This is a genomic window from Daejeonella sp. (genome assembly GCF_049655485.1).
Lineage (GTDB): Bacteria > Bacteroidota > Bacteroidia > Sphingobacteriales > Sphingobacteriaceae > Daejeonella.
This window is the reverse complement of the sequence record NZ_JBASJU010000319.1, coordinates 1-8,531: the sequence shown is the minus strand read 5'-3', so window position 1 is coordinate 8,531 and position 8,531 is coordinate 1. Positions and strand designations below refer to the sequence as shown.

Here is an 8,531-nt window from a genome sequence, read left to right as displayed (position 1 = left end):
GAGTTGCTGGCTTTTGGGGGTGGAGGTGGATGAGGAATGACACTGCTATTTAGAAAAGGTTCATGATCATAAGCAGGACATTGCTGATGGATTTGAAACCTCGGCCTTACAAATGACGGTTTTTCAGATGTTCACAATAATGCTCGAAAGACTTGAATTTCGCTTGTATATGCATCGTCTCAAATGTCGCGTGTTTAATGTCGTAATGGGAACTATTGATTTTAAGCGCAAGATACCGGTCAACCAATTGGGTTAACGCTTCTTTGTTATCGCAGCTGATAAAACGATTTGAGGAATCTAAGATTGACAAATTGATAAAGTTTGTTAATGTTGAGTCCAAAAATGCAGGGACACTTTTTGATAGGATTAATAACCTTGAACGACTCAAGGGGAATATCAGCTCCCCGAACGTAGAATCTAAATTGGGATTAGGGTTGTTTATCACGAATGGATTGTCTCCCACTACCAAGGTTCCAGGATCATGTAAGCTATATAAGTTCCAGTTATCAACGATGTTGTAAAGTTCATTCAAAGCCCCGTTTGAAAGTGGAGTCATCAACTTATAAAGTTTTTGAAATTGGTCATCTTTCATCGCTGATATTTTTATATCAGGTATTTCTTTATCTTTCAATAAAACTCCGTCTTTATGAAAACCAAAATATCGGTTTGAAAAGCCCTCTTTATCTATAAGGTCTAAAAATTTGGATTTTGAATTTGGAGAACGCCAATATAAAAACATGAGGAAGTGAAGTATCCTGAATTTATCCAGGTACGTGAAGTTATCAGCATCGTAGTCCATGTTTTGTAAATCAGCAAAAAGTGGCGCTGCATCGGTATCGATTGGAGTGAAAAATGATTCTTCTAGCGTAAAGTGTATTTTTCCATTGACTTTATAATTATTCAAGTCTTTTTCAAAGTATTTACTGGCAGGTATTTGCTTATCAAGGAACTTATTTTCAATCTTATCATATACATAAAAGATTCTTTGGTTGTCTGTAAACCCTTTTAAGTAAAAGATAGGTAGGAAATGGTGACGTTTAGAATACTTGGTCTGGATGTACGGTGGTCCCATGGCTTATCAGTTATTTGAAAACGTCGCCAAATTATTGCCCCGTCTTATGCAAGCGTATGAGCTTAGCTCGATAAGGTTCAGGCGGTAATATGCCAGCAAGTTTATTAAAAAATTATCCAGGATTGCCAGACAAAGCGTACCGAGCACCTTTAATGTATCTACTCTGGATGACCTTCTATCCATATCTGGCGTTTAATTGCTTATTTGGAAATTCCGGTGAAGTTGACCACCTAATTCCGGGCTAAGCTGGGGGCATGAATAGCATTTTTCGATTTTGGGCAGTACTTATACAGGTGAATAATCAAGGACCTCCAGCAAGAGTACAAATCCCCATTATCTAACATGGTCAAAAGTTCATAACCTCCAACCCAAGTTCCATCTTCCGCAGTATTTTGGAAGACTGATCTTTGAATAATGTGTTTTTGACTGGGGTAGCTGATGACACTGTTGAGTAATTGGAGTTATCGATTGAAAGGTTGATTGTTTTGACGAGCAGCAAAAGAGTTTTACTACTTTCCTGAAATTAGAAGCGTCAGAATTAAGGGCTTCGATGACCGTATTCTTAAAGCCAATTTATTTTTGAAAACTTGTCTTGCGTCGGGATGACTTATAGATTAGCAGATAATATTCTGAACCTTACTCTTATTCCCTGTTTTAAGAGATTTTTGACTCTGTTCCAGATCATTGGCTGTAAAAAGTTTGTAATTGGTATATAGAAATTAGAATAAAATGCTGAATTTACAGAAAATAATATTTCAAAGGACATAATCCTTCTGAATAGAAAGCTGGAGTATTTTACATTCAATATTATCTCAAGCTCCTTATCTTGATTTTTTGGTAAATTTAATAGTGTAAGTTAGTTATTAGTTGACGAGTGACAGTAGTTTGTTTTCTGAGAGTATTTCTCCGTGTTGAATTAATACATGGATTAAAAGGCAGTAAAACTATAGGGTTTCATTAGCTATTTTTAATAATAGGTGAATTATATAGCAATTGATAAATATGCTTTTTTAAGATTTCTATTATGTCCGCGAGAAAAGTACATACTGTTGAGGATAGCTTACTGCTGATAAAGTTGAGTGAAGGTTCTAAACCGGCTTTCGATGAATTATTTGAAAGGTATTGGAGAGATGTATTAGATGAAGCATACAAACGTATTGGTGACCAAGATCAAGCGAAAGATATTGCTCAAGAAGTATTTATTTCAATGTGGACTAGAGGGACCGAATCCCGAATTGAGAACCTTCCAGCATGGTTATATACAGTAACTAAAAATCACGTTTATAAGGCAATTCAAAAGCAGGAGCTTTTTGTGCCTATTCCAGATCTTTTATATGAACTGGAAGGTAATCATGAAAGTGCTGACGCTGAAGTACTAGGAAAGGAAATCATGAGGACTTACGAGGTCCTTCTAGATTCTCTGCCAGATCAACAGCGACTCATATTCAAAATGCGATATCAGGAAGACCTTAGACCGGATGAAATAGCATTAAAACTTCAACTTTCTCCAAAGACAATCCGAAATCATTTGGGAAGAGCAATATTAAAACTGAAGACTGCTTTTTTGCTCTTCATATTATTGGTAGTTTTCGCAGGAAATTAATTATCGGGATTAATTTGACATTCTGCGCATTTATTTTTTAGGCCACTGGGCGGAATCCCCATTTTCTGACACATATATATAGATAAGCAATATATGGATCAGCTTCAACGGGATCATTTTCTCAAAATTATTGAAAAATACCACGCTGGAAATGCCTCCCGAGAAGAATTAGCGTTCCTGGACGCTTATTATCAAGCATTCGACTTGAGGGATGAGTTTACTGGTGGACTAAGTGCAGAAGATCGTCTTTTGTTAAAATCCGAGTTAGAAAGTTCTATTCAAAAAAATATTCACTTCCCCCAGCCCCGTAATAATGCTGTTGATCAAAGGAAAATTGTCAATTGGTCCGTGTCTTTTGCTGCAGCTGTATTATTAGTTATTGGAGTAGGTCTTTTCTATCTTCCAGAAAAGAGAATTGCCAAACCAATAGTTAAGTCGCAACCTAAAGATGAAATCATTCCTGGTGGGGACAAAGCCGTTATTACGTTGGCCAATGGAAAGCAAATAATTTTGACAGACGCAAAAAATGGAATTCTGGCAGAACATTCCGGAATTAGGATAGTTAAGACGACTGATGGTGAGCTGGTTTTTACAATTTTAGATGATAATGAGCATGGAACATTTAGGCTGAATCAGAATAATACCATTGAAACTCCAAATGGAGGAAGCTACCGCTTACGTTTGCCAGATGGCTCAAATGTGTGGTTAAACGCCGCTTCAAAATTAACTTTCCCCTCAAGTTTTATGTCGCAGAACAGCCGAACGGTGGAACTGGAAGGCGAAGCTTACTTTGAAATTGCAAAAGACAAAGTACATCCTTTTATAGTTAAGACACATAGTCAAATTGTGGAGGTCTTTGGAACCCAGTTCAACATCAATTCCTATGTAGACGAGCCAGAAGTGAAAACTACTTTACTTGAAGGCAGTATTAAGGTAATTAAAAACAAGGGAACAGGCAAATTTTTAAAACCCGGACAACAATCCATATTAACTTCGAAGGGATTGATGGTCGAAAATGTAGATACCGAATTAGCTGTGGCATGGAAAGGCAACCGATTTGTTTTTGAAAGCGTCGACATCCAGTATATTATGCGAATGTTAGCCCGCTGGTATAATGTGGAGGTGGAGTATGTAGGTGAAATACCGAAAAATAAATTTGGAGGAGCTCTTTCCAGATTTGAAAATATATCCGAGGTTTTAAAATCTCTTGAATCAACTGGTAGAGTGAAATTTGTGATTAAGGGCAGGCGGATTTTAGTGTCTAAATGAGATTTAACATACTAATTAACTAAATATCAACCCTAAACTGGACTATATGTAGGAATTTAACAACAATCAGGTTAAGCCCAAAAAAAACCAGGAAGCCGAAAATAATCCTGGTTTCTGTTTGGCAATTGTCAATAATAAATTAACAAGTCTAACCGCAGATGCCGCAGCTTCGAAACAAAGGCATTTTGCTATAACCAAACGTTACAAATGTATAACATTTATACTAAAGAACCAGATATGCCCAAGGGGCATAACTCAAAATTATTGCTCATTATGCGACTAACCACAATGATCTTGATCGCTTCTTTAATGCAGGTTTATGCTACCGGTTTCGCGCAAAAGATCAGCATGTCGCACTCAAATGCTTCTTTAAAATCAGTATTAAAGGAACTTACAGCTCAAAGTGGCTATAATTTTGTTTATACTGATGATCTTTTAAGAATGGCCAAACCGGTGGATATAATGGTAAAAGGTGCGAAATTCGAAAAAGTGCTTATAGAAATCTTTAGTGAGCAGCCATTAACCTACAGTATTAACAAAAATACGATCTCTGTCAAAGAGAAGGAAGAGATCTTTCGGGAAAATAAAATTGAGGATTTAAAGGATATTGTAGTTACAGGGCAGGTAATAGATACGAAGGGTGAAACCCTTCCAGGGGTAAGTGTCAAACTAAAAGGAACTACCATTGGAGCTACTACAGACTTGGAGGGACGGTACACGATCACCGTTCCTGATAACCTCAGCATTCTTGTATTTACTTTTATCGGATATGTAACGCAGGAAGTGACGGTGAATAATCGTATTTCAATTAATGTTAAACTAGAAGAAGCGAATACGTCATTGGAGGAAGTGATTGTGGTTGGTTATGGTACTCAGCGCAGAAAAGATTTGACAGGTGCAATTTCTTCAATTAAAGCAGAAGATTTAGTTAAAGTTGCCACCCCTAGCTTTACATCTGCGATTCAGGGGAAAGTACCAGGAGTATACGTTTCGCAAACCTCTGGAGCACCAGGCGGTTCATCATCGGTTCGCATAAGAGGGGTGGGTACGACAGGAGGTAATCAACCTTTGTATGTCGTAGATGGGTTTCCTATCGGCAGTGGTAGTTTGGGAATAGATAGGAGTTCAGATAAAATTGACGGCTTATCTGTTATCAATCCTAATGATATAGAAACAATTGAAGTTTTAAAGGATGCGGCTTCAGCTGCAATATATGGTTCAAGAGCTGCTAATGGGGTTATATTAATAACGACAAAAAGAGGAAAAGACGGATTGTCGAAAGTCAATTTTAACTCGTCTTTAGGTATCCAGCAACTCTGGAAAAAGCCTCAATTTTTGAATGCAGTGCAATTTGCTACTTTGGCAAATGAGTTGTACACTAATTCGGGGATGACGCCCAATCCAGAATGGGCCAATCCAGCGTCTTTTGGTGAAGGAACTAATTGGATCGATCAGGTATTTCGGGATGCCCCAATTCAAAATTATGATTTTAGTGCATCCGGGGGCACTCAAAAATTAAAAACAGCAGTTTCGCTTGGTTACTTGAATCAAGAAGGTACTATGATAGAAACAAAATATAGACGTTTTACAGGAAGATATACGGCAGATTTAACAGCGAGCGATAAACTTGCTTTTGGTGGTTCATTAGCCTTTACGCAAACGCAAGCCAAAGGCCAGCAAAATCAGGTGATGAATTATGGGATATTTAATCTTGCTCAGGAATTTTATCCAACTTTGGGCCCTGATGCACTTATCAATGGTTCTTCAGCATATTATACAACACAAGGAGACAATCCGGTTCTTCGTGCCCGATCAATGGATAACCGTCTTAAAGACTCAAGAGTCTTGGGAAATGTATTTGGAACTTATGAAATCATTCCGAATTTGAAATTCAAAACCAGTTTAGGAATTGATAATGATAATAATCAAAATTCAGCTTGGGAGCCAACAGCTGAACGGGGGCATTACCGAAATCTGCAGGCATACTTGAGCGAAGGTTCTTCTACAGATATGACCTGGCTTATTGAAAATACGCTGGCATATTCGAAATACATTAACGACCATAATTTTTCTGCTGTTATCGGTCAGACTGCACAAAAAAGCGCAACAAGCTTTATTACAGCGATAGGCAGGCAGTTTGCTAATGAACAGTTACAAGTTATTAATGGCAGTAAATCAGATTTGCGCCAAGCTAGCGGTTCAAGGGGTGATTATGCTTTAGCCTCCTATCTTGGACGTATCAACTATTCTTTCAAAGATAAATACCTGTTTTCTGCTAGTATGAGAAGAGATGGGTCGTCCAATTTTGGTCCAAATAATAAGTGGGGAAATTTTCCTTCTGTTTCAGCAGGTTGGAATATTTCAGAAGAAGGTTTTATGGAAAATTTTGGCTTTATAGATGCTTTGAAAATCAGGACGAGCTGGGGTCAGCTTGGGAATGACGCCATCGGCGCTTTTGGCTATTTAAATACGATAAGGAGTGGTACACCAGGGGATAATTACGTATTGGGAACTAGTCAGGACATTGTTTTAGGAGCTTCGCTATCTAGACCAGGGAATACGGATTTGAAATGGGAAACGACAGAACAATCCAATATCGGTATTGACGCTACTTTATTTAAAGATGCAGTCTACTTAACAATGGATTATTACATCAAAAATACAAAGGATATGTTGGTCAATTTGCCAGTATCCTATGAAGCAGGATTTGCTACAGCTCCATCCGTAAATGGTGGGGAAGTGCAGAATAAAGGACTTGAATTTTTATTAGGTTACAAAACCAACATTGGAGAACTAAATATCAATGTAAATGGAAATTTCTCAACGTTAACCAATGTAGTGAAAAGTTTGGGGGTAGGGAGACCCATCACTGGTCCTACAATTACCTTTACGAGCATGAGCTCTTCTTATACAGAAGTCGGACAACCGATTGGTTATTATCGAGGCTTTATTGTGGATGGTATTTATCAAACTAACGAGGAGGTTAATAAGAAATTACAGCCCAATGCAATCGCAGGTGATTTCAGGTTTAAGGATATGAATGGGGATGGCCTGTTAACAGATCAAGATAAAGTAAAATTAGGAAAGCCATGGCCGGACATTATGTATGGGATGAACCTAGATCTAACTTTTAAAGGTTTTGACTTAAACGTAATGCTTCAAGGTATTGGCGGGAATGAAATCTATCATTCCAATAAATTTTCTACTTACCCAATGAAGTATTTCGGGGGTACAGGTGTGGTGAATAGTTCAATAAATGTTTTAAATCGTTGGACACCAGGAAGTGGTCGTAACGAGATACCTAAGCTTAAATACGTTGATGCCAACGGTAATTATGCAAACGCCTCTTCTTTCTATGTGGAAAAAGGGGATTATGTGAGATTAAGAAATCTAGTTCTGGGTTATAATCTTCCTAAATCTACTCTGTTAAGAACAAAGACTTTAAATAATTTACGAATCTATGTGAGTGCACAAAACCTATTTACATTTACTGCTTATTCGGGATTCGATCCGGAAGTGGGAAGTACAAATCCACTGAGGGCTGGAATCGATGACGGTGTATATCCGATGCCGCGCACCATATCTGCTGGATTAAATATTACTTTATAAATTAATTTAACTTTTAACGAAATGAAAACGTTATTCAAGTATTTTGTGGTGTTTATTAGCATTGGTGTATTGTCTTCTTGTAAGGATGAGTTTTTGATTTTAACACCTAAAGACCAGTTAACGGATGCTAATTTTTTTCTTACCGAATCAGATGCTCAGTCTGCACTTATTAGTGTTTATGGGCAGTTACAACCCAATGAGACTTTTGGTGTTTCAATTGATGCTGCGGATATCGAATGGGCAATGAGCGGCGACTTATATGAAATGGATGGTTCTGCTGCCAGAATAGAAATTCATTCACTGAATTTACCTCCGAGCAATACTAAAATCCGAGATTTGTACCAGCAAACCTACGTTGGTGTGAGCCGCGCCAATTTTGCTATATCACGGGTTGGTAAAATGGAAAAACTTGATGCGGCTATTAAGGTCAATATCATTGCACAGGCAAAATTCCTGAGAGCGATTTATTATTATCGCTTAGTTAGTTATTTTGGTGGCGTTCCTTTGGTTTTGGACGAATTAGATGCTAATTCTAATATGGAAATTCCGCGGGCGTCTGCAAAAGACGTATGGGCTCAAGTTGAGAAAGATCTGAATGAAGCAGTAGCTGTTTTGCCTACAAAATGGGACGGAAAAAATTCAGGACGGGCGACAAAAGGTGCTGCTCTGGGATTTCTAGCAAAGTCTTATTTATGGCAAAACAAATGGAGTGAAGCCGTTCGTGTAAGTGAGGAAATAAATAATTTAAAAAGCTATAATATCCTTCCTAATTTCAGAGATGTTTTTAGGGAATCATCTGAAGGAAACCAAGAAATTGTATTCGATACACAATTTAGAGGGGGCAATGATGGTGAAGGAAGTAATATAGTATATCGAACTGCCCCCAGAGGTGCACCATCTCAATTTACCGGATCAGGTGCATGGAGTAACTTTGTTCCTCAAAGCCATTGGGTTAATTCCTTTGAAAAAGATCAAAAT

At 37.8% G+C, this 8,531-nt stretch carries 6 protein-coding genes and 1 pseudogene; 5 read left to right on the top strand and 2 right to left on the bottom strand.

Translation table 11 applies throughout. The annotated features are described in order from the left end of the window. Positions 1-106: 106 nt before the first annotated feature. Together WBJ10_RS13160 and WBJ10_RS13155 are read right to left on the bottom strand one after the other, a co-directional pair. A complete protein-coding gene (locus tag WBJ10_RS13160) occupies positions 107-1,072 on the bottom strand; it encodes a DUF4238 domain-containing protein (RefSeq protein WP_424291031.1) in 966 nt (321 codons plus the stop codon). 6 nt (positions 1,073-1,078) lie between these two features. After that, on the bottom strand, positions 1,079-1,255 hold the full coding sequence (locus WBJ10_RS13155) for a hypothetical protein (protein WP_424291029.1): 177 nt from the start codon (positions 1,253-1,255) through the stop codon (positions 1,079-1,081). 145 nt (positions 1,256-1,400) lie between these two features. On the opposite strand from WBJ10_RS13155, the pseudogene WBJ10_RS13150 reads away from it, so the two are divergent. The 5 genes and pseudogenes from WBJ10_RS13150 to WBJ10_RS13130 all read left to right on the top strand — a co-directional run. After that, a pseudogene (locus WBJ10_RS13150) lies at positions 1,401-1,487 on the top strand (carbohydrate-binding family 9-like protein); the annotation flags it as partial. Between the two features lie 609 nt (positions 1,488-2,096). Beyond that, positions 2,097-2,675 carry an RNA polymerase sigma factor gene (locus tag WBJ10_RS13145; protein WP_424291027.1) on the top strand — a complete coding sequence of 193 codons (579 nt, stop codon included), beginning with the start codon at positions 2,097-2,099 and terminating at the stop codon, positions 2,673-2,675. A 93-nt stretch (positions 2,676-2,768) separates the two neighbouring features. Continuing rightward, complete coding sequence (locus WBJ10_RS13140) at positions 2,769-3,944, top strand: FecR family protein (protein ID WP_424291025.1); 1,176 nt, start codon at positions 2,769-2,771, stop codon at positions 3,942-3,944. A 441-nt stretch (positions 3,945-4,385) separates the two neighbouring features. Continuing rightward, on the top strand, positions 4,386-7,553 hold the full coding sequence (locus tag WBJ10_RS13135) for a SusC/RagA family TonB-linked outer membrane protein (RefSeq protein ID WP_424291023.1): 3,168 nt from the start codon (positions 4,386-4,388) through the stop codon (positions 7,551-7,553). A gap of 21 nt (positions 7,554-7,574) precedes the next feature. After that, a partial coding sequence (locus WBJ10_RS13130) for a RagB/SusD family nutrient uptake outer membrane protein (RefSeq protein WP_424291021.1) occupies positions 7,575-8,531 on the top strand: 957 nt, incomplete at its 3' end.

Bases quoted from the DNA above. Each gene is read 5' to 3' on its own strand.
- WBJ10_RS13155 (WP_424291029.1), bottom strand. From the start codon at position 1,255: ATGGATAGAAGGTCATCCAGAGTAGATACATTAAAGGTGCTCGGTACG.
- WBJ10_RS13145 (WP_424291027.1), top strand. From the start codon at position 2,097: ATGTCCGCGAGAAAAGTACATACTGTTGAGGATAGCTTACTGCTGATA.
- WBJ10_RS13160 (WP_424291031.1), bottom strand. From the start codon at position 1,072: ATGGGACCACCGTACATCCAGACCAAGTATTCTAAACGTCACCATTTC.
- WBJ10_RS13140 (WP_424291025.1), top strand. From the start codon at position 2,769: ATGGATCAGCTTCAACGGGATCATTTTCTCAAAATTATTGAAAAATAC.
- WBJ10_RS13135 (WP_424291023.1), top strand. From the start codon at position 4,386: ATGGCCAAACCGGTGGATATAATGGTAAAAGGTGCGAAATTCGAAAAA.